Genomic DNA, 24,664 nt, shown 5'->3' with positions numbered 1-24,664 from the left:
ATCGCTTCGATGGCGTTGTGGCACTGTCGCGTGGGTGCTGGTGCATCGTGACGCAGCAAATGTGGATGGGTTGAGCGTAGCGAACCCATCCTGCCTTGATGAAGAACAGCGGCCTGAAGGCCGCTCTATCGGGTCAGCAGCCGTCCGCGCAGCGCGGCTTCGTCCGCCGCCAGCGACTCCCCATGCGCTGGCCGCGACAAACAGTCCGCCAATGCCGGTGGCACTTCCACCGCATGCCCTACCAGCGGCTCGACGATGCTGTCGAACTTCGCAGGGTGCGCGGTCGCAACCACCGTCCACGGCCGCGTATCGCCCTGCGCGCGCAGCGTTTCGAGCACATGCAGGCCGCAGGCGGTGTGTGGGCAGGGCACGATGCCGTGGCGTTCCGCTGCGGTGGCGATCGTCGCGCGGATGGTCGCATCGCCGACCGCATGCGCCGACAACGCGCCGCGCAGCCCTGCATCGCTTTCGTGCCAATGGCGCAGGCGCTCGAAGTTGCTCGGGGCGCCCACGTCCATCGCATTCGCGAGCGTCGCCTTCGTCGCTTCCGGTGCGTAGTCGCGGCCGGAGAAATAGCGCGGCAGCACATCATTGGCGTTGCTCGCCAATACGATTTCGCCGATCGGCAGCCCCATCCGCTTCGCGACGAGCGCGGCGGCGGCATTGCCGAGATTGCCGGTGGGCACGATCAGGTTCAGGGGTGCGTGATGCTGCGCATGGAATCGCAGCGCGGTGTGCGCGTAGTAGGCGACCTGCGGCAACAGCCGACCGAGGCTGATGCTGTTGGCCGAAGTCAGCGCCATGCGTTCGCGCAGATCGCGGTCGGACAGCGCGGCCTTCGCCATGCGCTGGCAGTCGTCGAAGCTGCCGGCGACGCGGAACGTGCGCACGTTGTCGCCCCAGCATTCCAGCCCGTGCGCCTGTCGCGGCGAGACGCGGCCGTCCGGATAGAGGATGACGACCTCGAAGCCCGGACGACGGTGGAAAGCGCCGGCGACCGCTGCGCCGGTGTCGCCCGAGGTCGCGACCAGGATGGTCGTGATCGGCGCGTCGTCGGCGCGCAATGCGCCGAGCGCTTCGGCGAGGAAACGCGCGGCGTAATCCTTGAACGCCGCCGTCGGACCATGGAAGAGTTCGAGCAACGAATCGCCCGCGCCGCGCATCGCGACCAGCGGTGCCTCGAAATCGTAGGCGCGCGCGCACAGCGCGGGCAGGACATCGCGCAGCCGCGATTCGGCGAAATACGGCGCCAGCACGCTAGTCGCGGTATCGGCGAGCGAGGTCGTCGCTGTCCCGAGGCTTTCGAATGCGGGAATGCGTTCCGGTACGTACAGGCCGCCATCGGGCGCGAGCCCGGCGATCAGCGCGTCGTCGATGCCGGTCGGTGGCGTGGCGCCGCGGGTGCTGACGAACTTCATGCCAGCACCTCGGCGCGCGGCGCGGCGACCGGCGAGACATGGGCGCGCGCGTCGTAACCCGCAGCGACGAACGCGGCGCGCATCGACGGTGCGGCGGCCTGCGCTTTTTCTTTCGACGCGAACCATGCAAAGACGCTGGGACCGGCGCCGGAAATGCTGGCGCCGAGCGCGTCGTTCGCGAGCGCCGCCCGTTTCACTTCGGCGAAGCCGGGAATCAGCGGCGCGCGGCGCGGTTCGACCAGCACATCGTGCAGGCCTTCGCGGATCAAGGCGATATCGCCGCGCTGCAGGCCGGTGAGGAACAATGCAAGATGGGTGCTCTGTTCTACGAATCGCGACAGCGGATAGGGTTCGGACAGCGCGGCGCGCGCACGGCGGGTTTCCAGTACCTGGTCGGGATGCACCACCACGCAATACAGCCAATCGGGCACCTGCAGCGGAATCATCCGGTCCTGCGTCGCCAGCACCACCCCACCGAGCAGCATCGGCGCGACGTTGTCGCCGTGCAGGCTGCCGCTGGCGACCGCTTCGCCCTGCAGCGCGAACGGATAAAGCGCATCGCGGGACAGCGGTGTGTCGAGCACCGCGTTCGCGGCGATCAGCGCTGCGACGCAGGACGCGGCCGAACCGCCGAGCCCGGACCCGAGCGGGATGCCTTTCTCCAGTTCGACCTCGAAACCGTAGGCAAGCCCCAGCGTTTCGCGCAGCGCGATCAGCGCACGGCCAGCGGTATTGCGTTCGGCTTCCAGCGGCAGCGCATCGACGCCTGCGACATCGCCGCGGATCGCCGCGATGCGGACTTCGGGCGCGTCGATGCGGCGAACGATCGCGACATCGCGCGGGCCCACGATCGCATGGCCGAGCAGGTCGAAGCCGACGCCGATGTTGCCGATGCTCGCGGGCGCGAACGCACGCGCTTCGTATCGCTGCTGTTCTGCATCCGCCGGGGATGCGCTCATGCGCGCGCTCCGAGCGTGCGGGAAATCGCGAGGATATCGCCGAACACGCCGGCAGCGGTCACGTCCGCGCCCGCGCCCGGGCCCTGCACCACCAGCGGGTTGTGCGCATAGCGCCGCGTGCGGAACTGGATCAGATTGTCGGTGAGCCGGCTGGACAGACTGGCATGTCCGGGCTCGGGCATGGCCAAGCCGACGCGCGCACCGCCGTCGGCATCGAGCTGCGCGAGATAGCGCAGACTGCGGCCTTGCGCGCGCGCCGCATCGAATCGCGCCTGCATCGGCGCATCGAGTTCCTGCATGCGCGCGAGGAACTCGTCGCGCGAGACGTCGCGCAGCGCTTCCGGGACCAGGCTTTCGATCTCGACATCGCCCAGCGACAGCGTCGCGCCCGCTTCGCGCGCCAGGATCACCAGTTTGCGCGCGACATCGGTGCCGCTGAGGTCGTCGCGCGGATCGGGTTCGGTGTAGCCCAGCGCACGGGCTTCGGCGACCAGCGCCGAGAACGGCGCGCTGCCGTCGTAGCGGTTGAACAGCCAGGCCAGCGTGCCCGACAGCACGCCTTCGATACCGGTCAGGGTGTCGCCGGTATCGAGCAGCGAACGCAGGGTCTGGATCACCGGCAGGCCGGCGCCCACGGTGGCTTCGTAACGGAACAGGCCGCCGTGCTTTTCGGCGTCGCGGATGGCGCGATAGCGCGCCCAGTCGCCGCTGCCGGCGTGCTTGCTGGGCGTGACCACGTGGATGCCCATCGCCAACCATTCGGGATAGCGCGCAGCGACCGCATCGCTGCCGCTGCAATCGACGATCAGCGCATGCGGCAGATGTTCGGCGCGGACATGTGCGGCGAAGCGGTCGAGGTCGAGCGCTTCGGCATCGTCGTCGGCGAGCGCATCGACCGCGCCGACCGGATCGAGACGGGTTTCGGCGAAACGCATTTTCCTGCTGCTTGCGATCGCCCGCAGGCGCAGATCGAGGCGATGTTCGATCTGCGTCTCGTCGGCGAAACGCGGCAGGGCATCGGCGAGCTGCGCGAGCAGGGCGCGGCCGACGTTGCCGGGACCGATCAATCCGACCGAGAGCGTCGCCGGCGACAGCCAGAAGGCGCTGTGCGCGGCGCGCAGACCGCGTACCGCATCGGCATCGGCGATCGCGACCGAAATGTTGCGCTCGCTCGCGCCCTGCGCGATCGCGCGGATGTTGACGCGCGCGCGGGCGAGGCCGTCGAACAGGCGTGCGGAGACACCGTGCATGCCGACCATGCCGTCGCCGACCACGGCGAGTACGGCGATGCCGGTGGTCGCATCGACGCCTTCGACCTGGCCTTCTTCGATTGCTTCGGCGAAGGCGGCGCGCACCGCGTCGCGCGCGCGATCCGCCTGCGGCGCCGGGACGAGGCAGCAGATGGAATGTTCGCTGGAGCCCTGCGAAATCATGGTCACGGAGACCCCGGCTTCGCGCAGCGCGGCGAACATGCGTTCTGCCGTACCGGGCACGCCGATCAGGCCGGCGCCGCTGAGTTCCAGTACCGCCATGTCGCGGACCAGGCTCAGGCCCTTGACCGGCGAATCGGTGCTCGAAGGCGGGTTGTCTTCGGCGATCCGGGTGCCGGCGGCAGCGGGATTGCGCGAGTTGCGGATCAGGATCGGCAGCTTGGCCTGCATCGCCGGCGCCATCGTCTGCGGATGCAGCACTTTCGCGCCGAAATAGGCGAGTTCGCAGGCTTCGGCGTAGGACATCGATGGCAGGCAGACCGCGTCGGGCACCAGACGCGGGTCGGCGCTGAGCACGCCGTCGACGTCGGTCCAGATCGTCAGGTCTTCCGCTTCGAACAGCACGGCGAAGATGGCGCCGGAATAATCGCTGCCGTTGCGGCCGAGCGTCGCCGGGCGGTTTTCGGTGTCCCGCGCGACGAAGCCGGTGACGACCACGTCGCGCTGCGGGTGACGCGTACGCCAGTCGGCGAAGCGTTCGCGCGTGCGCGGCCAATCGACCGCGACGCCCAGCTCGCCGGGATGCACCACCAGCACATCGCGCGCATCCAGTCGTGTCCAGTTCGCGGCTTCGCCGCCGAGCGCGGCCTGCAGCAGTCGCGACGACCAGACTTCGCCCAACCCCTGCACGGCGGCGACATCCCGATCGGTCAGTGCGCGCGCCTCGCCGATGCGGCCGAGGTGCGCCGACAGTGCGGCGAATTCCGCGTCGAGCCATGCGTCCAGCGCATGCAGATCCTGCGGGTCGAGGGGTTGCGCTTCGGCGAGATGTCGGTCGCGCAGCCGCGACCAGGCGTTTTGCCAGTCTTCGCCGCCGGCAGCGGCGTTGACGATCGCAGTCAGTGCATCGGTGACGCCGTGCATGGCCGAGACCACGACCACGCGCGGCGCGGGCGCGTCCTGCAGCAGCGCGGCGACATGGCGGTAGCGTTCGGCGTCGGCGACGCTGCTGCCGCCGAATTTGTGCGCCCGGTAAGCGGTGCGGGTGTCTTCGTCCACGAGGTTGCGGTGTGCTTTTCCGGCCGGAGCCGGATGGGGGCGTTGCGAATCCATGTGTAACGAATCCATACAGAACTCCAGTGGGAGCCCCGTGCCGTCGAGCGTTGCGGGAGATCCACTCCGCAACCCTGATCGGGTGCGGGGCGGAAGGGGAGGAATTATGCCGTTCCGCCGTCGCCGCTCGCACCGCCGGTCGTGGTGCCGGTGGTGATCATGGTGGTCGTTGCCGATGCGGTGCTGCCGCAGGCGGCGACATCGATGGCGGTGGCGGGACAGGACGGCATGGGGCAGGTTTAAACGATCCGGTGATGGGGCGTCAATGGTTTGTGGTCGGTGGTGCATCAAGCTCGAAGCGTGGGAACGATGGGAATCGCGACGCTGTTCGGCGAAGCGTTCCGCAAGCCATCGCGACTTCCGTCGCTCCCTCGGAACGGGGCTGCAGATCGCAACCCGATCCTGCTTCAGTCGCGCAGTTCGACCGCGATGCAATCGATCTCCAGACGCGCCAGCACCGCCCGGGTCATGGCTTCGGTGCCGACCGCCGTGCCGGAGCGTGCGAGGTCCGCCGTCAATGCGCCATGATCGATGGCTTCGGCGACCGCGCCCTCGATGCACCGCGCCTCGGCCTCCAGGCCCAGCGAATGCCGCAACAGCATCGCCGCGCTGAGGATCGCGCCGCAGGGGTTGGCGATGCCGCGCCCGGCGATATCCGGGGCCGAACCGTGGATCGGCTCGTACAGACCGAGACGCCCTTCGCCGAGCGATGCGGACGGCAGCAGGCCCATCGAGCCGGCCAGCATCGAGGCTTCGTCGGTGAGGATGTCGCCGAACATGTTCTCGGTGACGATCACATCGTATTCGCGCGGATGCGAGATGAGGTGCATGGCCATGCTGTCGACCAGCTGGTGTTCCAGGCGCACATCGGGGAATTCCTCGCGGGCGACGCGGGTCGCGACCTGCCGCCACAGCCGCGAGGTTTCCAGTACGTTGGCCTTGTCGACCGACACCACGTACTTGCGCCGAGCGCGCGCCAGCGTGCAGGCGCGGCGGACCACGCGCTCCACTTCGGCGACGGTGTACTCGCACAGGTCGGTCGCGGCGGTTTCGGTGCGCGTGCGCTGGCCGAAGTACACGCCGCCGGTGAGTTCGCGCACCACGATCATGTCCACACCGGTGAGCAGATGCGATTTGATCGGCGATGCGGTCAGCGCGACCGGATGTGTCTTCACCGGACGCAGGTTCGCGTACAGCCCGAGTGCCTTGCGCAATTTCAGCAGGCCCTGTTCCGGACGGATATCGCCGTCGGACCACTTCGGGCCGCCGACCGCACCGAGCAGGATCGCGTCGGCCTTGCGGCAGGCGTCCAGCGTCGCGTCGGACAGCGCGGTGCCTTCGGCGTCGATCGCGGCACCGCCGATCAGGCGCGTCTGGAATTGGAAGCCGTGGCCATAGCGGCGGCCTGCGGCCTCCAGCACGGCGACCGCAGCGGCGGTCACCTCGGGGCCGATGCCGTCGCCCGGCAGTACGACGATGTCAGCGCGCATGGTGCGAGTCCTCGAAAGCCTGGATGGAAGAAGTGTGTTTGAGCAGATAGCCGAGCTGGTCGACGCCTTCGAGCAGGCAGGTGCGCGCGAAGCCGTCGATCGGGAACGCGAAGCTGCGGCCGTCGGGCAGCGTCACCGTGTTGGATGCGACATCGATGTCGAGGGTGATGCCTGGATTGGCCAGCAGCTCGTCGACCACCGCCGCATCGAGCACGATCGGCAGCAGGCCGTTCTTCAGCGCGTTGCTGCGGAAGATGTCGGCGATCTCGGCGCTGATCACCGCGCGCAGGCCGAAGTCCAGCAGCGCCCACGGTGCATGTTCGCGCGACGAACCGCAGCCGAAATTGCGGCCGGCGACCAGGATCCGTGCGCCCTGCGCTTCGGCTGCGTTCAGCGCGAACGCCGGATCGAGGCTGCCGTCTTCGCGATAGCGCCAATCGTTGAACGCGAATCTGCCGAGACCTTCGCGCGAGGTGGTGGTGAGGAAGCGCGCCGGAATGATCCGGTCGGTATCGATATTGCTGTCGGGCAGGCATGCGGTGCGTGCGCGGACGTGGGTCAAGGGCTGTGCGCTCATGCCGCGTCCTCCTGCAGGTAATTGCGCGGATCGACGACATGTCCGGCGACGGCGCAGGCGGCGGCGGTATACGGCGACGCCAGCACGGTGCGCGCTTCGCGGCCCTGGCGGCCCTCGAAATTGCGGTTGCTGGTGGACACCGCCAGCTGGCCGGGCGCGACCAGGTCGCCGTTCATCGCGATGCACATCGAACAGCCGGGTTCGCGCCATTCGGCGCCGGCGGCGCGGACGATGCGGTCGATGCCTTCGGCCTCCGCCGCGCGCTGCACCTGCACCGAACCCGGCACCACCAGCATGCGCACGCGCGAATGCACCTTGTGATCGCGGAGGATGTCCGCGACCTGGCGCAGATCGCTCAGGCGACCGTTGGTGCAACTGCCGACGAACACCACGTCCACCGGTTGTCCGGCCAGCGATTGGCCGCCGGGGAATTTCATGTAATCGAGCGCGCGCTGGGTGTCGGCGTCGTTCGCGACCGGCAGCTTGGCGTCGATGGCGGCGACCTGGCCCGGATGCGTGCCCCAGGTGACGGTCGGTGTGATCGAACGCGCATCGAACTTCACCACCCGGTCGAAGCGCGCGCCATCGTCGCTGCGCAGCGTGCGCCAGTGCGCGACCGCCTGCTCGAAATCATTTCCTTGCGGCGCGCGAGGCGTGTTCGCCAGATACGCGAACGTCACCTCGTCCGGCGCGATCAACCCGGCGCGCGCGCCGGCTTCGATCGACATGTTGCAGACGGTCATGCGTTCTTCCATCGACAGCGCGCGGATCGCGCTGCCGCGATATTCGATGACATGGCCGGTGCCGCCGTCGACGCCGATCGCGCCGATCACGTGCAGGATCAGGTCCTTGGCGGTCACGCCGATGCCGAGCGCGCCTTCGACTTCGATCGCCAGGGTTTTCGGTTTGCGTTGCAACAGGCACTGCGTGGCCAGCACGTGGCCGACCTCGCTGGTGCCGATCCCGAACGCCAATGCGCCGAACGCGCCGTGGGTCGCGGTGTGGCTGTCGCCGCAGACGATGGTCATGCCCGGCCGGGTCAGCCCGAGTTCCGGACCGATCACATGCACGATGCCGCGATGGTCGCTGCCGAAATCGAACAATTCCACGCCGAAGCGCGCGCTGTTCTCGCGCAGCGTGCGCACCTGCTTTTCGCCGTCGGCGGTGAAGTATTCGAGTTCGCCGGCGGCATTCGGCGGCGTGGTCGGCGTGGAGTGATCTAGCGTGCCCTTGGTGCGCTCCGGCCGGCGCACCGGCAGGCCGCGCGCGTCGAGTTCGGCGAAGGCCTGCGGGGAGGTCACTTCATGGATGAGATGCAGGTCGATGTAGAGCACGGCGGGCGCGTCGGCGGTTTCGGGCACGACAACGTGCGCGTTCCACAGTTTCTCGAACAGGGTTCTGGGTGCGGCGGTTTGTGTATCTGGAGTCATGGGTCGAGGGTCTGCAAGTGAATTCGGGGAAATCGTGCGATGCGATCATGCGGCGGTGATCATGCGGCCGTGATCAGGCAGCAGTGATCAGGCAGCAGTGATCAGCGGTTCGGCGGGCGCTTCGCTCACGGTCGCTTCGGGCGCGCGGCGGCGCTGCACGCGGTTGACGATGTCGAGCCAGGCGAGCGCGCTGGCTTCGAGAATGTCGGTGCTGGTGGCCGAGCCGGTGATTTCTTCGGCCACGCCGCCGTCGCTGCGGATGCGTGCGGTGAGACTGGCCTGGCCCTGCGCATCCTCGCCGGTGGTGACGCTGGAGACCTGATAGCTTTCGATGTCCAGATGCGTCCGCGTGCCCCGCGCCAGCGCCGCGAACAGCGCATGCACCGGACCATCGCCGGTCGCCGCTTCGGTCACGCGCTCGCCCTCGGGCGAGCACAGTTCGACGCTCGCGGTGGGCAGGATGCCGTCGCCGATGCCGGTGCTGACGTGCAGGCGGCTCAGGCGCCAACCGCCGATCGCACGGCCATCGATGCCCAGCGCCAGCGCTTCCAGGTCGGCATCGAAGACTTCGCGCTTCTTCTCGGTCAATGTCTTGAAGCGGCCGAACACCTGGTTGAGCTGCGTTTCGTCCAGCGCGAAGCCGAGTTCGCGCAGACGGTCGGCCAGCGCCGCGCGACCGCTGTGGCGGCCCATGATCATCTGCGATTTCGCCCAGCCGACCGATTCTGGCAACAGGATTTCGTAGGTGCCGCGATGCTTGAGCATGCCGTGCTGGTGGATGCCGGATTCGTGCGCGAATGCGTTCGCGCCGACGATCGCCTTGTTGCGCTGCACGTTCATGCCGGTGATGCGGGTGAGCAGGCGCGAGGTGGGCACCAGCCGCTCGGTGTGGATGCCGGTGGCGGCTTCGAAATAGGCGCGGCGCACGTCCAGCGCCATCACCAGTTCTTCCAGCGCGCAGTTGCCGGCGCGTTCGCCGACGCCGTTGATCGTGCACTCGACCTGCCGCGCGCCGCCTTCGATCGCGGCCAGGCTGTTCGCCACCGCCAGACCCAGATCGTCGTGGCAGTGCGCGCTGAAGATCGCGCGGTCGGCGTTCTTCACGTTCGCGCGCAGATACTCGAACAACGCGCGGATCTCGCCCGGCGTGGTGTAGCCCACGGTGTCGGGAATATTCAGCGTGCGCGCACCTGCGGCCAGCGCCGCCGAGCAGATTTCGGCGAGGAATTCCGGTTCGGTGCGCAGCGCATCCTCGGCCGAGAATTCGACGTCCTCGACATGGCGTCGCGCCAGAGTCACGCCCATCACCGCGCGTTCCAGCACTTCGGCCTTGCTCAGGCCGAGCTTGTGGTCGCGATGCAGCGGGCTGGTGGAGATGAAGACATGGATGCGCGGACGCTCCGCGCCTTCGAGCGCGCGCGCGCAGGCTTCGATATCGCCGACGTGGCAGCGGGCGAGGGTGGCGAGCGTCGCGCCGCGCACCTCGCGCACGATCCCGGCGCAGGCGGCGAGTTCGCTTTCGGAGCTGGCCGGGAAACCGGTTTCGATGATGTCGACGCCGAGTTCGGTGAGCGCATGCGCGAAACGGAGCTTCTGTTTCGAGGTCATGCTGCAGCCGGGCGATTGCTCGCCGTCGCGCAAGGTGGTGTCGAAGATCGCGATACGCGCGGGCGTTTCGCGGCAAACGTCGGTATCCATCAGGCGATGGCCTCCAGTACGGTGAACTCGTGATCCGAGGCCACGTGATCGAAAAACTCGGGGGTGGTCATCCCGGACACGGAAACTTCGGGAACTGCGCAGACAGGTGGCGCCAGCCGGGCAATGGCAGGAGAGTGTGCCGTCGCCCGGCTGACGCGTGGTACGGCTTTTGCAGCGCTGTCGGCTTTTACAGCGCCATTGGGTTTCACAGGAGCATCGTCGTGGATCCTGCGGCGCGGTTTGCGCGGTGCGCGCGGGCGCACGTCGGCGAGCAGGCCGGCGAGAACGGCGGCATCGATGTTGCCGCCGGACACGATCGCGCATTTGCGTTTGCCGGCGACGCGTCGGCCGGCGGCCAGCGCCAGCGCGCCCGCGCCTTCGGCGATCACGTGTTCTTCCAGCGCCAGCCGGACCAGGGTTTCGCGCAGTTCGGCCTCGCGCACGATCACGATATCGTCGAGCAGGCGCGACAAAATTTCGCGGGTCAACAGGCCCGGGTGGCGCACGCGCACGCCATCGGCGAGCGTGGCGGCGGGCAATGCGCCCTCGGGCTCGCCGCGCAGCGCGCGACTCATCGCGTCGACATGTTCGACCTGCGCGCCGACGATGCGCACACCCTGCGCATGCAGCGCCAGCGCGACGCCCGCGGCAAGGCCACCGCCGCCGATCGGTACCAGCACCACGTCGGGCGCGAGCGATGCGATCTCCATGCCGACCGTGCCCTGGCCGGCGATCACGTCGGGATCGTCGAACGCGGACAGGAACCGGTAGCCGTTGCGTTCCGCGAGCTGCATCGCGAACGTACGCGCTTCGTCGAAGGTGTCGCCGTGCAGGCGCACGGTGGCGCCCCAGTGCGCGACACCGGCGATCTTGTTCTCCGGCGCGGTGTGCGGCATTACCGCGATCGCCGGCACGTTCAGCCGGTACGCGGCCCACGCCAGCCCCTGCGCGTGGTTGCCTGCGGAGGCGGCGATGACCGGGCGGTGATCGCCGCGTTCGCGCGCGGCCAGCAGCGCGTTCAGCGCGCCGCGCACCTTGTAGGAACCGGTGCGCTGCAGGTTTTCGAGTTTCAGCCAGCAGCCGAACCGTTCGGCGTTGTGCAGCGGTGTCGGCGGCAGATAGCGCCGCAGCCGCGCCTGGGCGGCGAGGATGTCTCCTGCGCCGACCGTGGCCACGTTGCGGACTTCACCGACATCGCTTTCCATCGGCTCAGACCTCCGTCAACCAGCCGGAGGACCACGTGCTTTCGCCGCGGACCGTGCGCGCGTACACCGCCGCGATCTCGCGCGCCAGCGGGCTCTCGGCATCGTAGACGCGGCTGCCGCGCTCACCGGCATGGTTTTCGCCGGCATCGATCTCGCCGATCGGCGTGACTTCGGCCGCAGTGCCGCAGGCGAACACTTCGTCGGCGTCGAGCAGTTCTTCCATGCTCACCGGACGCGACTCCGCGCCGATCAGGCGGATCAGGGTGTCGCGGGTGATGCCGGGCAGCGCGTCGCGATGCTCGACCGCAGTGACCCGGCCATCGCGGACGATGAACAGATTGGCGCCGGTACACTCGACCGCGAAACCGTCGTCGTCCGCGAACATCGCCTCGTCGAAACCGCGCGCCTTCACTTCGCGCTTGGCGAGGATCGAATTCACGTAGGCGCCGCAGAGTTTCAGTGCCGGCAGCGAGCTGGCCGGGTTGCGACGCCACTTCGACACCGACACGCGGGTGCGGTTGCCGCCCAGATGCACGTTGGTGGACGAGGTGGCGACCATCAGGTGCTGCGGATGGCCGCCGACATCCAGGCCGAAGTTGCCTTCGCCGTACCACGCCAGCGGGCGGATGTAGGCGTCGCCCTGACGGTTGGCGCGCAGCGTCGCGAGGACGGCTTCGGTGGCCTGGGCCACGTCGAAACTCATGCCCAGCAGTTCGGCGCCCTTGCGCATGCGCTCGAGATGTTCGGGCAGCCGGAACACCGCCGTGCCGTGCCTGGTGGCGTAGGCGCGGATGCCCTCGAACACACCGCTGCCGTAATGCAGCGCGTGGGTATTCAGCGCGGCCTGCAACCGGTTGGCTTCGGTCAATTCGCCGTCGAACCACAGCACCTGCGGCGCGTCGTTCGCGGGCGCGGCGGCGCGCGCGGCTTCGGCCTGCGGCGCGGGGCGTTCCAGGGTGGCGGAGGCGCTCAAAGACATGGCTGCACCTGCACGTCGAGGCAGTCGTAGAGTTTCGACAGCTGTTGATGCAGACCTTCGGCGGAGCGGTCGCCTTCCACGGTCATCTGCAGATGCCAGCGGTCGCCGTCGGCGCGCGCTTCGCCTTCGACCGCGAGCGGACGGAAACCGCGACGTTCGGCGGTGCCGAGCACACGGGACAAGGCACCTTCGGCTTGGCGCAGGGTCAGATCGAGTCGGTAGCGCATTGGGGAAGGGCTCCTGCGGTATTCGTGGACGGGGAGGGAGAAGGAGAAGGAGAAGGTGAAGTGATCAAGGGTTCGGCGATCTGCACCAGCACGAAGGCTTCATCGGCATCGAGCATTTCGGTGTTGTTGCGGTTCGGCGGCACCAGCGGCCAGACGTTCGCGGTCTGGTCGATGGCCACGTGCAGCAGCATCGGGCCGGGCGCGGCGAGCAGCGCCTGCAGTGCGGCTTCGACATCGGCGGCGCGATCGACCTTCATCGTCTGCAGGCCGAAGGCCAGCGCCAGCGCGCAGAAGTCCGGGTTGTCGCTGAGGTCGATTTCGGAATAGCGGCGCTCGAAGAACAGCTCCTGCCACTGCCGCACCATGCCCAGCGCCTGGTTGTCGAGCAGCACGATCTTCACCGGCAACCGGTAGCGCGCCACGGTCGCCAGCTCCTGCACGTTCATCAGGAACGAGCCATCGCCGCTGACGCAGATCACCTGCGCTTCGGGTTTGACCATCTGCGCGCCGATCGCCGCCGGCAGGCCGAAACCCATCGCGCCGAGCGCACCGCTGGTGAGGTGGTTGCGCGGGTGATCGAAACGCCAGTGCTGCGCGACCCACATCTGATGCTGGCCCACGTCGCAACTGATGATGGCTTCGGGCGCCAGTTCCGACAGCCGCCGCAGCAGCGCCGGTGCGTAGACCAGGTCGCCGGGCGCGTCGTAGCGCGGTGCGCACTGCTGCTTGGCGTGCAGGCAGGCATCGCGCCACGCGTGGCGTGCCACCCCGTGCCGGCCGTGCAGATGCGCGGCGGACGCCGGCAGCATCCGTTCCAGACTGATCGTGAGATCGCCCTGCACCGGCGCATCGGCCATCCGCAGCTTGCCGATCTCGCAGGCGTCGACATCCAGATGCACCACGCGCGCGCTCGGCGCGAATTCGGCGAGTTTGCCGGTGGCGCGGTCGTCGAAGCGCGCACCGACCACGAACAGCAGATCGCTTTCGTGCACAGCCAGATTAGCGGCGCGGTTGCCGTGCATGCCGAGCATGCCCATGTTCAGCGGATGCGCATGCGGCAATGCGCCGAGAGCTTTGAGCGTCAGCACGGTCGGGATCTGGGTGGCATCGACGAACGCGCGGAACGCGTCGACCGCATGGCCCAGGGCGATGCCGCCGCCCGCGTAGATCACCGGCTTCTGCGCCAGCGCCAGCTGCGCCAGCGCCGCATGCAGCGCTGCGTCGCTCGCGCCCGGCACCGGATCGAGCGTCGCCGGCACGTGCGCCGGCAGATGCGAGGCATCGGCGTTCTGCACGTCTTTCGGCAGATCGATCAGCACCGGACCCGGGCGGCCTTCGCGCGCCAGCCGGAAGGCTTCACGCACGACGTTCGGCAGATCGTCCACGCTGCGCGGCAGGAAGTTGTGCTTGACGATCGGCATGGTCATGCCGAACACGTCCAGTTCCTGGAATGCATCGGTGCCCATCAGCGGCGTGCCCACCTGCCCGGTGATGCAGACCATCGGCACCGAGTCCAGCATCGCATCGGCGATGCCGGTGACCAGGTTCGAGGCGCCCGGACCGGAGGTCGCGACGCAGACGCCGACCCGACCGCTGGCGCGCGCATAGCCGTTCGCCGCGAACGCAGCGCCCTGTTCGTGCCGCACCAGCACGTGTTTGAGCTGCGATCCGTGCAGTGCATCGTAGAAGGGCATGATCGCGCCACCGGGATACCCGAACAGCGTGTCCACGCCTTCCGCGAGCAGTGCTTGCACCAGCCAGCGGGCACCGTTCATTCAGGCGGTCTCTGTCATCGGATGAGTGGACGGCTTCGCGGCTTGCGCTGCGTCCGGCGTTGCGGCGGCCTGCGGTGCGTTCTGCTGCAGCCACAGCATCTTCGCGCGCAGTTCCTTGCCGACTTTCTCGATCGGGTGGTCGAGATCGGCCTGCTGGAATTTCTTGTAGTTCGGCAGGCCGGCGTCGTATTCGGCCACCCAGTGCTGGATGAAGGTGCCGTCCTGGATCTCGCTCAGGATGTCCTTCATCCGCGCCTTGGTCTCGGCGTTGATGATCCGCGGGCCGCTGACGAAATCGCCGTACTGCGCGGTCTCGGACACGAATTCGAGCATCCGGGTGATGCCGCCTTCGTAGAACAGATCGACGATCAGCTTCAGTTCGTGCAGCACTTCGTAGTACGCGATCTCGGGCTGATAGCCGGCTTCCACCAACACCTCGAAACCGGCCTGCACCAGCGCGCTGGCGCCGCCGCAGAGCACCGCCTGTTCGCCGAACAGATCGGTTTCGGTCTCTTCCTTGAACGTGGTCTTGATCAGATTGGCGCGGGCGCCGCCGAGGCCGGCGGCATAGAGCTTCGCGAGCTCTTCGGCGCGACCGCTGGGGTTCTGGTGCACAGCGTAGATGCAGGGCACACCGCGACCGATTTCGTATTCGCGGCGGACCAGCGCGCCCGGGCCCTTCGGCGCGACCAGCGCCACGTCCAGATCGGCGCGCGGCGAGATCATCCCGAAATGCACGTTCAGACCATGCGCGAACATCAGGCAGGCGCCCTGTTTCATGTTCGCGGCCAGCACGTCGTTGTAGAGCTTCTTCTGCACCATGTCGGGCGTGAGCACCGCGACCAGATCGGCATTGGCCGCCGCTTCCGCAGGCGTTTTCACCATGAATCCGTCGGCGAGCGCCTTGACTTCGGTCGGGCCGCCCGGGCGCAGACCGACGACGACATCGAAACCGGAATCGCGGAGGTTGAGCGCATGCGCGCGGCCCTGGCTGCCGTAACCGATGACTGCGATCTGTGGTTTTGTGGAGGTGTTCATGATTTGGATTCCGTAGTGTTGGAGAGAAATTTTGTTCTTGTCATCCCGAGCGAAGCGAGGGACCTGTTGCTGATTTTTCGAGGTGGTTGAAAGCAGGTCCCTCGCTTCGCTCGGGATGACGGTTTTCTTGTTCGTCAGGCAGGCACCGTCTTTTCGCTGTTCGCATCGGTCGTCAGCGCGGCATCGATGCGGCGCGTGTCGTCCAGCAGCCCGGGCGAAGTCACCGCGCCCTGCGATGCCGAACGCACATCGCGCGCGTACTTCGCGAGCACGCCGTGGCGCACGCGCGGCGCGATCCGCGCGACGTTGCGCGACGACAGGTCGGCGGCGACATCGAGCCGGCGCGTGGTCGCGTCGATGGTCACGATGTCGCCTTCGCGCAGCTTCGCGATCGGACCGCCGTGCGCGGCTTCCGGGGACACGTGGCCGACCATGAAACCGTGGGTCGCGCCGCTGAAGCGGCCGTCGGTGAGCAGGGCGACGTCATTGCTCAACCCCTGTCCGACCAGCGCGGCGGTGACCGCGAGCATTTCGCGCATGCCCGGGCCGCCCGCAGGGCCTTCGAAGCGGATCACGACCACGTCGCCGGCCTGGATCCTGCGCGCCTGCACAGCGGCGAACGCGGCTTCCTCGCTGTCGAACACGCGTGCCGGGCCGGTGTGCTTCTCGCGGCCGTGGCCGGCGAGTTTGACGATGCAGCCTTCCGGCGCGAGATCGCCGTAGAGGATCGAATAGCCGCCGCGCGGCTTGATCGGATCGCTGACCGGGCGCACGACATCCTGCGTGGGGGAGGTGGTCGCGGCGTTCGCCAGCGCAAAAAAACTTTGGCCGGCGACCGTAGGGATATCCTCGATCAGACCGGCCGTTTGCAGTGCCTGCGCCACCAGTGCGGTGCCGCCTTGTTGGAACATTTCCGCCGCCGTGTAGCGGCCACCCGGTTTCAGGTCGGCGATCACCGGGGTATTGGCGCTCGCCGCTTCGAATTCCTCCAGATCGAACCGCACTCCGGCCTCGTGCGCGATCGCCAGCAGATGCAGCGCGGCGTTGGTCGATCCCGCCGTCGCCGACACCGCGCGCGCGGCATTGCGCAGTGCGGTCAGGCTCAGCAGTTGGCGCGGCGTCGGGCCGCCGTCGCGCAGCAGTTGCATCACCAGTGCGCCGCAGCGTTCGGCGGCGTTGGCTTTGTCCGGATGCGTCGCCGGGATGTCGTTCTCGCCCAACGGCGACAGGCCGAGGAAGGTCAGCACCATCGCCATCGTGTTCGCGGTGAACTGGCCGCCGCAGGCGCCGGCACCGGGGCAGGCCTTGCGCTCGATCTCGCCCAGTTCGGCGTCGTCGATCCGGCCAGCGGAATGCGCGCCCACCGCCTCGAACACATCCTGCACGGTCAGCGCGCGTTCGCTGCCGTCCTTCGACTTGCAGCGGCCCGGCATGATCGTGCCGCCGTAGAGGATCACGGTGGGGATATCCAGCCGCGCCGCCGCCATCGCTGCGGCCGGGATGGTCTTGTCGCAGCCGACCAGCAGCACCATCGCGTCGAGGCAATGACCGGTGACCGCGAGTTCGATCGAATCGGCGATGGTCTCGCGCGACGCCAGCGAAGCGCGCATGCCGTCGCTGCCCATCGCGATGCCGTCGGTCACGGCGATCGTATTGAATTCGATCGGCGTGCCGCCATTGGCGAGGATGCCGCGACGCGCGTCCTGGGCCAGATCGCGCAGGGTGATGTTGCAGGGCGACACGTCCGACCAGGTGTGGATCACCGCTACGAGCGGCTTGGCGATGGCGGCATCGTCCAGTCCGGTGGCGCGCAGCATGGCGCGCGCCGGGGCGCGTGCGGGGCCTGTCTTGATCGCGTCGCTGTGCATCTGTTTCGAATTCCTTGGATTGCGTTGAAAAAAACGGAAGCTCAAAAAGCGAAAACCCCCGCACCTTCTTCAGGGGCGGGGGTTTCTAGAAACCCGGGTTGTCAGTCGCTCAACCCTATCCCGCACCTGTGAAGGGGGTAATAAGTACGACGACGACAAGAACGACCGCGACGAGCGCGAAGTTCAGAAGGACGGTATCCATACGCTTGCTCTGCGCGATCGCAATGCCCCGTACCGCACGGCGTGCGGTGATGTGGTGCGGGCGATGGATGCTGCGCTGCGTCATGACCGAAGAGAACCACGCCGCTTGGCGCCATGTCAAGCCCCGGCGTGCCGACGAATGGAGACGAGCGCCGGGACAGACACTATCGCGCCAATGAATCTCATTCGGATCAATGCGATAGCGGGTCGTGTCAGCGCCTCATACGTTAGTCGTAGACGCCCGTGGCCGATCGCGGCCAACGCGACTGAAATCGTATGTAACCCCTGCAACGCGCGGCGTGAGCGCAGTTCCAGTATCGATATGACGTCGTCGACTCCCCAGTGACGGCGGGCCGATGTCGGGTCTAGACTCCGCATGCAAGCGAAGACCGACGCCTTCGGTCAGTCAGCCAGCGGGGACCGCGGTGAAGTCGACCGATATTCGCAATCCAGACACCTTCCACAAGGTCGTCGACTGCCAGTGGGCCTGTCCCGCACACACTCCGGTTCCCGAGTACATCCGAATGATCGCCGCAGGGCGCTACGCCGATGCCTACATGGTGAATTGGCGCAGCAACGTGTTTCCCGGGATCCTGGGCCGCACCTGCGACCGTCCCTGCGAGCCGGCCTGCCGGCGCGGGCGGGTGGAGGAAAACAACGGCGAGGCACCGGAGCCGGTCGCGATCTGCCGGCTGAAGCGCGTCGCCGCCGATTTCAAGGGCGATGTCCACGGCCGTATGCCGTCGCCGGCCGCGCAGAAGAACGGCAAGCGCATCGCCTGCGTCGGCGCCGGACCATCGTCGCTGACCGTCGCCCGCGATCTGGCGCCACTCGGTTACCACGTCACCGTCTTCGAGGCCGACCCCAAGCCGGGCGGCTTCATGCGCACCCAGGTGCCGCGCTTCCGCCTGCCGGAACAGGTCATCGACGAGGAAACCGGGTACATCCTCGATCTCGGCGTCGAATTCATCGGCAATCGCCGGATCGAATCGATGCGCGACCTGCTGTCGCAGGGTTACGACGCGGTCTTCGTCGGCAGCGGTGCGCCGCGCGGGCGCGACCTGGACCTGCCCGGGCGCAGCGAAGGCGCCGCGCAGATCCATGTCGGTCTGGACTGGCTGTCCAGCGTGTATTTCGGCCACATCACCAAGGTCGGCAAGCGCGTCCTCGTGCTCGGCGGCGGCAACACCGCGATGGACTGCTGCCGCTCCGCGCGCCGGCTCGGCGGCGCGGACGTGAAGGTGATCGTGCGTTCGGGCTTCGACGAGATGAAGGCCAGCCCGTGGGAAAAAGAGGATGCGATGCACGAAGGTATTCCGATCCTCGATTTCCGCGTGCCCAAGCGCTTCGAGCACGCCAGCGGGCGACTCACCGGCATGACCTTCGAGAAGGTGCGCGCCCAGTACGACGACAAGGGCCGGCGCAAGCTGGTGCCGACCGGCGAGCCCGATGAATTCTTCCCCTGCGACGAAGTGTTGATCGCGGTGGGACAGGAGAATGCGTTTCCGTGGATCGAACGCGATGTCGGCATCGCCTTCGACGAATGGGGCATGCCGGTGGTCGACACGATCACCCATCAGTCCACCCTGCCGAACGTCCTGTTCGGCGGCGATGCCGCGTTCGGACCCAAGAACATCATCTGGGCGGTTGCGCACGGCCACGCCGCAGCGATCAGCATCGACAAATGCCTGAGCGGCGAAGACACCAGCGAGCGTCCCGCTCCGGGCGTGACCTTGATGTCGCAGAAGATGGGCATCCACGAGTGGAGCTACGACAACGGCGTCTCGCCCGACGAACGTTACGCGGTGCCATGGTCGGAGGCGGCGAAGAAGCTGGACAGCATGTCGGTGGAGGTCGAGGTGGGATTCGACCCCGCGACCGCATGGAAAGAGGCCCAGCGTTGCCTCAACTGCGATGTGCAGACCGTGTTCGTCAAGGACAAATGCATCGAATGCGATGCCTGCGTCGATATCTGCCCGACCGATTGCATCACCTTCACCGCCAACGGCGAGGAAGAGGACCTGCGCAAGCGGCTGACCGCGCCGGCCGTGAACCTGTCGCAGGACCTGTACGTGTCCGATCCGCTCAAGACGATGCGGGTGATGGTGAAGGACGAAGACGTCTGCCTGCACTGCGGGCTGTGCGCCGAACGTTGCCCGACCGGCGCCTGGGACATGCAGAAATTCCTGCTGCAGGAAACCCAGGCCGGGCCGGGTTGCCGCAGCGTGCCCAAGAAGGAGGCCGCATGACGCCCGCACACACGACGCAGCCGCAGCAGACGCAGCTGCAGGCGATCAACGATTTCGTCGTCAAATTCGCCAACGTCAACGGTTCCGGCTCGGCATCGGCCAACGAACTCTTCGCCAAGGCGATCCTGCGCATGGGCGTGCCGGTCAGCCCGCGCAACATCTTTCCTTCGAACATCCAGGGGCTGCCGACCTGGTACGAAGTGCGCGTGACCGAGCGCGGTTGGCTGGGCCGTCGCGGTGGCGTCGATCTGATGGTGGCGATGAATCCGCAGACCTGGGACGACGACATCAGGGAAATCGAGCCCGGCGGTTATCTCGTCTACGACAACAGCAAGCCGATGCCGAAGTCGAAGTTCCGCGACGATATCCAGGTGCTCGGCGTGCCGCTGACCGAAATCTGCAACACCACCTACAGCGATCCGCGCCAGCGCCAGCTGTTCAAGAACATCATGTACGTCGGCGCCTTGAGCGCATTGCTGGATATGGACGTGCCCGCGATCGAGACCCTGATCGCCGAACAGTACAAGGGCAAGGAAAAGCTGCTCAAGCCGAACATCGAGGCGCTGCATCTCGGCCGCGACTGGGCGCTCAAACACCTGCCGTGCCCGATCGGCCTGCGCGTGCGCAAGGCCGATGCCGTGGGTAACCGGATCTTCGTCGAAGGCAATGCCGCCGCCGCACTCGGCTGCGTCTACGGCGGCGCGACGGTGTGCGCGTGGTATCCGATCACGCCATCGTCGTCGGTCGCCGAAGCGTTCCAGAAGTACTGCCAGAAATACCGCACCGACAGCGACGGGCAGGCGCGATACGCGATGATCCAGGCCGAAGACGAGATCGCCTCGGTCGGCATGGTGGTGGGCGCGGGCTGGAACGGCGCGCGCGCCTTCACCGCCACATCGGGCCCCGGCGTGTCGCTGATGAACGAGTTCATCGGCCTGGCGTATTTCGCCGAGATTCCGGTGACCATCATCGACGTGCAGCGCGGCGGGCCATCGACCGGCATGCCCACGCGCACGCAGCAGTCCGACATTCTCGCCGCCGCGTACGCATCGCACGGCGATACCAAGCACGTGCTGCTGTTCCCGGAAGATCCGCGCGAATGTTTCGAGTTTTCCGCAGCGGCGCTCGATCTGGCCGACCGCCTGCAGACCCCGATCTTCGTGATGACCGATCTCGATATCGGCATGAACCAGCGGCTGTGCGAGCCGTTCGCATGGGACGACAAGCGCGGCTACGATCGCGGCAAGGTGTTGACCAGCGATGAGCTGGAAGCGGGCAAGGAATTCGCCCGTTACAAGGACATCGACGGCGACGGCATTCCGTATCGCACCTACCCGGGCACGCATCCGGACAAGGGCGCGTATTTCACCCGGGGCACCTCGCGCAACCCGCAGGCGCAGTATTCCGAGCGCGGCCCGGACTACGTCTACAACATGCAGCGATTGCTGCGCAAATTCGACACCGCGAAGAATCTCGTTCCGCAACCGGTCGTGTCGCGAACCGAGCTGCCATCGAAGTTCGGTGCGATCTATTTCGGTTCGACCAGCCCGGCGATGCAGGAAGCCATCGAGCGCCTGCACGATCAGGACATCCCGCTGGATACGCTGCGGGTGCGCGCGTTCCCGTTCCCGGAATCGGTGCGCGAATTCATCGATGCGCACGAATCCGTGTTCGTGATCGAACAGAACCGCGATGGTCAATTGCGCAGCCTGCTGGTCAACGAGTTCGGGATCGATCCGGCGCGATTGATCGCGGTGCTGCACTACGACGGCACGCCGATCACCGCGCGCTTCATCGCCGATGCCATCGCGGGCTGTGTCCGTCCCGTCGAACAACGCGAGAAGGTGGCTTAGCGTTTCCTTCTCCCGTCGGGAGAAGGTGCCCGAAGGGCGGATGAGGGTACGGATCTTGCGCAGCGTTGACAGTTCGCCGCATCACCGAACCCTCTCCCCAACCCCTCTCCCGGTGGGAGAGGGGCCAACGACAGAGAGATTCAGATGACCTACCTCACCAAACCGAAACTGCACCATCCCTCGCTCGGCTGCAACGCGATCGGCTTCACCCGTCGCGATTACGAGGGCAAGATCAGCACGCTGTGCGCGGGCTGCGGGCACGATTCGATCTCGGCGGCGATCATCCAGGCCTGCTGGGAACTGGATATCGAACCGCATCGCGTCGCCAAGCTCTCGGGCATCGGCTGCAGCAGCAAGACGCCGGATTATTTCCTCGGCCAGTCGCACGGGTTCAATACCGTGCACGGCCGCATGCCCTCGGTGCTGACCGGCGCCAACCTCGCCAATCGCGACCTGATCTATCTGGGCGTGTCCGGCGACGGCGATTCCGCGTCGATCGGCATCGGCCAGTTCGTGCATGCGATCCGGCGCGGCGTGAACATGGTCTACATCGTCGAGAACAATGGCGTCTACGGTTTGACCAAGGGCCAGTTCTCGGCGACGGCGGATCAGGGGTCGGTGTCGAAGAAGGGCGTCGCCAACACCGACAGCCCGCTGGACCTGGTCACGATGGCGCTGCAGTTGGGTGCGAGTTACGTCGGCCGCGGATTTTCGGGCGACAAGAAGCAGTTGGTGCCGCTGATCAAGGGCGCACTGTCGCATCGCGGCACCGCGTTCATCGATGTGATCAGCCCCTGCGTCGCCTTCAACAACCACGCCGGCAGCACCAAGAGCTACGACTACGTGCGCGAGCACAACGATGCGGTCAACCAGCTCGATGTGATGCTGCCGCGCGCGGAGATCGCCGTCGACTACGCACCCGGCGACACGATCTCGGTCGAACAGCACGACGGTTCGGTGCTGCGCCTGCGCAAGCTGGAAGCGGAATACGATCCGCGCGACCGCATCGCGTCGATGAACTTCATCCAGCAGCACCACGCGCGCGGCGAAGTCGTGACCGGCCTGCTCTACGTCGATGGCGACGCCGGCGACCTGCACCAGCATCTCAACACCGTCGCCGCGCCTCTGAATACGCTGGGCGCGGCGGAATTGAGCCCGGGTTCGGCGATTCTCGACAAGATCAACGCCGCTCTGCGTTGATCATCGCGAGCCGGCGACCCGGCTCGCGGCAACGCTCAATCCTCGGCCAGTACGATCAGCTGATCGTCGGCCGCGAATCGGATCCGCGCCGATTTGTTCGGGTTGACCTTCACTCCGAAGCCCTGCGCCGGGTCGCCGCCATCGGCGACGATGCGATAGCCGATCGCGGTTTCGCCGCGCCGCGCGGCGGCTTCGATGACGGTGTGGAAATCGACCTCGTACCCGGCCGCGATGTAGTCGCGCGCATGGCGGATGTAGATCTCCGAGCCGTCGGCGCTGAACAGCGTCCGGAAGACGCGGTCGAGATGCCTGTTTTCCGACAGCTGCGACAGCATCAAACTGACCAGAGTGTCGCTGACGATGAAATCGTCGGCGCGCGCCACCTGTGCCAGCGCGCGATTGCGCAGGTCCATCATCTCGCTGACGATGCTCAGATCCTTGCCGGCGGCTTCGGCGAGGTTGCGCAGGTGCAGCAGGCAGATCAGGGTCTGCGCGTCGGCTTCCTGGATCGGCAGACGGGTGTCGCTCATCACGATGATGTGGTCGTATTCGGTGACGCGCGCCCATTCCAGCGTGGCCAGACTGGCGATGTCGCCGGTCACCAATGCCATGCGCTGGCGTTTGAGCGCGCCTGCAGCCGCCAGACTGGCTTCGTCTTCGCCCCAAGCGCGGATCACGGTGATCTTCGAGCCTGCGGCAACGTAGTTGTCGAGTTCGCGGATCACCGCTTCGGTTTTTTCGTTCCAGCCCAGCACCAGCGTGCGCTCGGGCATCGATTCCGTTTTCGCGCCGTCGACGATGCACGACGCATCGGGCATCGGCGCTGCGGTCTTCGATGGAATCAGGGTGTCGTCGTCCTCGCTGATCGCGATGATCTGGTCGTCGGTGCGCAGGACCGTCTCCATGACCGGATTGATCTGCACCTCGCCGTCGCCGTGCATCAGGCCGATCACCGCCGAGTCCTCGAAACTCGACAGCACCTCGCGATAGCTGCGCCCACTCAAACTGCCCGCTGGCGTGAAATAGATTTCCGCGCCGTCGAAATCCAGCAGTTCGGTGTAGACCACGCTCAGACCCGATTGCCGGCAGGTCTGTGCGGTGACGCGGGCGATCAGATCGGCGCCCTGCACGAACACCGCTTCCTTGCCGCCGACCAGATGTGCGGCCTCGAGATTGTGCGCATCGCGGATTTCGGCGACGACGTGGTACGCACCTTCGCGGCGATCCGGATTGTTGGTGATCGCCAGCACCGACTTGATCACGTGGATGTCCGGATTCTCGGTTTCCGGCGCCAGCACGATGATCGAACGCGCCTCGTGCGGCGCCACGACCGCGAGATCGTCGAGATCCAGCGGATCGCCACTGCGGCAGATCACCCGGGTGTTCTTCGTGTCCGGGAATTTCGCGCGGATGTCGTCTTCCATCTCGACCTTGTCGCGGTCGGCCAGGATGACGATGCACGGGCGCTTCTGGTTCTCGTTGGCGATCATCAGCTCGCCGATGATCGAGAACACCTTGCTGGACCAGCCGAGGATCAGCGTGTGGTTGGATTCGATCACCCGCGAGCGGCCCTTGCGCATGTCCTGCAGCCGCGCATCGAGACCCGAGGTGATCGTGCCGATCAGCATGCTGACGATGAAGATGCCGCCGACGGTGACCACCAGCATGAGTGCGCGCAGCAGCCAGCCCTGGTCGCCGGCCAGGGTGCCGGGATCGAGTGCGTGGAGCATGCTCTGCCAGGCCCCTTCCAGCGCGCCGAGGCTGCTGGTGCCGTCGTCGGGGGCGGTGCGCACCCGCAACGTCCAGATCGCCAGCGTCGCCAACGCGACGATGCCGGCGGACAACAGGGCCAGCCAGCCGATGATGGCGACGGTGCCGCGCGACAGGGTGTTCTCGAAGCGGTAGCGCAGACGGTCGCGCCAGGTGATGCGGCTGGAGGTGGGCATCGGCGTTG

Annotated in this window: 18 protein-coding genes; 3 read left to right on the top strand and 15 right to left on the bottom strand. The window is 67.0% G+C overall.

Going from position 1 to position 24,664, the window contains the following annotated elements; genetic code table 11:
* Positions 1–125: 125 nt before the first annotated feature.
* From thrC to HOP03_02560, 14 genes are all read right to left on the bottom strand, one after another.
* Positions 126–1,418, bottom strand: a complete 1,293-nt coding sequence (gene thrC / locus HOP03_02625) for a threonine synthase (GenBank protein ID NOT87056.1) — start codon at positions 1,416–1,418, stop codon at positions 126–128.
* The gene (locus tag HOP03_02620) at positions 1,415–2,377 is read right to left on the bottom strand and encodes a homoserine kinase (protein NOT87055.1); all 963 of its coding nucleotides are present in this window, start codon (positions 2,375–2,377) and stop codon (positions 1,415–1,417) included. The genes thrC and HOP03_02620 overlap by 4 nt, the downstream gene beginning before the upstream one ends.
* The gene (gene thrA, locus HOP03_02615) at positions 2,374–4,920 is read right to left on the bottom strand and encodes a bifunctional aspartate kinase/homoserine dehydrogenase I (GenBank protein ID NOT87054.1); all 2,547 of its coding nucleotides are present in this window, start codon (positions 4,918–4,920) and stop codon (positions 2,374–2,376) included. Before thrA ends, HOP03_02620 begins: the two co-directional genes overlap by 4 nt.
* A gap of 407 nt (positions 4,921–5,327) precedes the next feature.
* Complete coding sequence (gene leuB / locus HOP03_02610) at positions 5,328–6,410, bottom strand: 3-isopropylmalate dehydrogenase (protein ID NOT87053.1); 1,083 nt, start codon at positions 6,408–6,410, stop codon at positions 5,328–5,330.
* The gene (leuD, locus tag HOP03_02605) at positions 6,400–6,987 is read right to left on the bottom strand and encodes a 3-isopropylmalate dehydratase small subunit (GenBank protein NOT87052.1); all 588 of its coding nucleotides are present in this window, start codon (positions 6,985–6,987) and stop codon (positions 6,400–6,402) included. The genes leuB and leuD overlap by 11 nt, the downstream gene beginning before the upstream one ends.
* Positions 6,984–8,417 carry a 3-isopropylmalate dehydratase large subunit gene (gene leuC, locus HOP03_02600; protein NOT87051.1) on the bottom strand — a complete coding sequence of 478 codons (1,434 nt, stop codon included), beginning with the start codon at positions 8,415–8,417 and terminating at the stop codon, positions 6,984–6,986. The genes leuD and leuC overlap by 4 nt, the downstream gene beginning before the upstream one ends.
* 87 nt (positions 8,418–8,504) lie before the next feature.
* Entirely contained in the window at positions 8,505–10,115 is a 1,611-nt protein-coding gene (locus tag HOP03_02595) for a 2-isopropylmalate synthase (GenBank protein NOT87050.1), read from the bottom strand.
* Positions 10,115–11,320 (bottom strand): threonine dehydratase, encoded by a 1,206-nt coding sequence (locus HOP03_02590; GenBank protein NOT87049.1) that lies wholly within the window; start codon positions 11,318–11,320, stop codon positions 10,115–10,117. Before HOP03_02590 ends, HOP03_02595 begins: the two co-directional genes overlap by 1 nt.
* A 4-nt stretch (positions 11,321–11,324) precedes the next feature.
* Entirely contained in the window at positions 11,325–12,299 is a 975-nt protein-coding gene (locus HOP03_02585; GenBank protein ID NOT87048.1) for a branched chain amino acid aminotransferase, read from the bottom strand.
* Positions 12,290–12,526, bottom strand: coding sequence for an acetolactate synthase (locus HOP03_02580; protein NOT87047.1), 237 nt, complete (start codon positions 12,524–12,526; stop codon positions 12,290–12,292). Before HOP03_02580 ends, HOP03_02585 begins: the two co-directional genes overlap by 10 nt.
* Positions 12,505–14,301 (bottom strand): acetolactate synthase 2 catalytic subunit, encoded by a 1,797-nt coding sequence (locus tag HOP03_02575; GenBank protein NOT87046.1) that lies wholly within the window; start codon positions 14,299–14,301, stop codon positions 12,505–12,507. Before HOP03_02575 ends, HOP03_02580 begins: the two co-directional genes overlap by 22 nt.
* Positions 14,302–15,339 carry a ketol-acid reductoisomerase gene (gene ilvC, locus HOP03_02570; protein ID NOT87045.1) on the bottom strand — a complete coding sequence of 346 codons (1,038 nt, stop codon included), beginning with the start codon at positions 15,337–15,339 and terminating at the stop codon, positions 14,302–14,304.
* A gap of 134 nt (positions 15,340–15,473) precedes the next feature.
* Positions 15,474–17,207, bottom strand: coding sequence for a dihydroxy-acid dehydratase (locus tag HOP03_02565; GenBank protein ID NOT87044.1), 1,734 nt, complete (start codon positions 17,205–17,207; stop codon positions 15,474–15,476).
* 115 nt (positions 17,208–17,322) lie between these two features.
* The gene (locus tag HOP03_02560; GenBank protein NOT87043.1) at positions 17,323–17,493 is read right to left on the bottom strand and encodes a hypothetical protein; all 171 of its coding nucleotides are present in this window, start codon (positions 17,491–17,493) and stop codon (positions 17,323–17,325) included.
* 340 nt (positions 17,494–17,833) lie between these two features.
* On the opposite strand from HOP03_02560, the gene HOP03_02555 reads away from it, so the two are divergent.
* The 3 genes from HOP03_02555 (at position 17,834) to HOP03_02545 (ending at position 22,710) form a co-directional block, all read left to right on the top strand.
* The gene (locus HOP03_02555; GenBank protein NOT87042.1) at positions 17,834–19,657 is read left to right on the top strand and encodes an FAD-dependent oxidoreductase; all 1,824 of its coding nucleotides are present in this window, start codon (positions 17,834–17,836) and stop codon (positions 19,655–19,657) included.
* Positions 19,654–21,510, top strand: coding sequence for a 2-oxoacid:acceptor oxidoreductase subunit alpha (locus HOP03_02550; protein ID NOT87041.1), 1,857 nt, complete (start codon positions 19,654–19,656; stop codon positions 21,508–21,510). Before HOP03_02555 ends, HOP03_02550 begins: the two co-directional genes overlap by 4 nt.
* 144 nt (positions 21,511–21,654) lie before the next feature.
* A complete protein-coding gene (locus tag HOP03_02545) occupies positions 21,655–22,710 on the top strand; it encodes a 2-oxoacid:ferredoxin oxidoreductase subunit beta (GenBank protein ID NOT87040.1) in 1,056 nt (351 codons plus the stop codon).
* Positions 22,711–22,745: 35 nt separating this feature from the next.
* Here HOP03_02545 and HOP03_02540 read toward each other — a convergent pair whose 3' ends face one another.
* The gene (locus HOP03_02540) at positions 22,746–24,656 is read right to left on the bottom strand and encodes a potassium transporter TrkA (GenBank protein NOT87039.1); all 1,911 of its coding nucleotides are present in this window, start codon (positions 24,654–24,656) and stop codon (positions 22,746–22,748) included.
* Between the last annotated feature and the right edge of the window lie 8 nt (positions 24,657–24,664).

This window comes from Lysobacter sp., assembly GCA_013141175.1.
Taxonomy (GTDB): Bacteria; Pseudomonadota; Gammaproteobacteria; order Xanthomonadales; family Xanthomonadaceae; genus Lysobacter_I.
The sequence above is the reverse complement of the archived record's forward strand: the minus strand, read 5'-3'. Positions and strand labels throughout refer to the sequence as shown.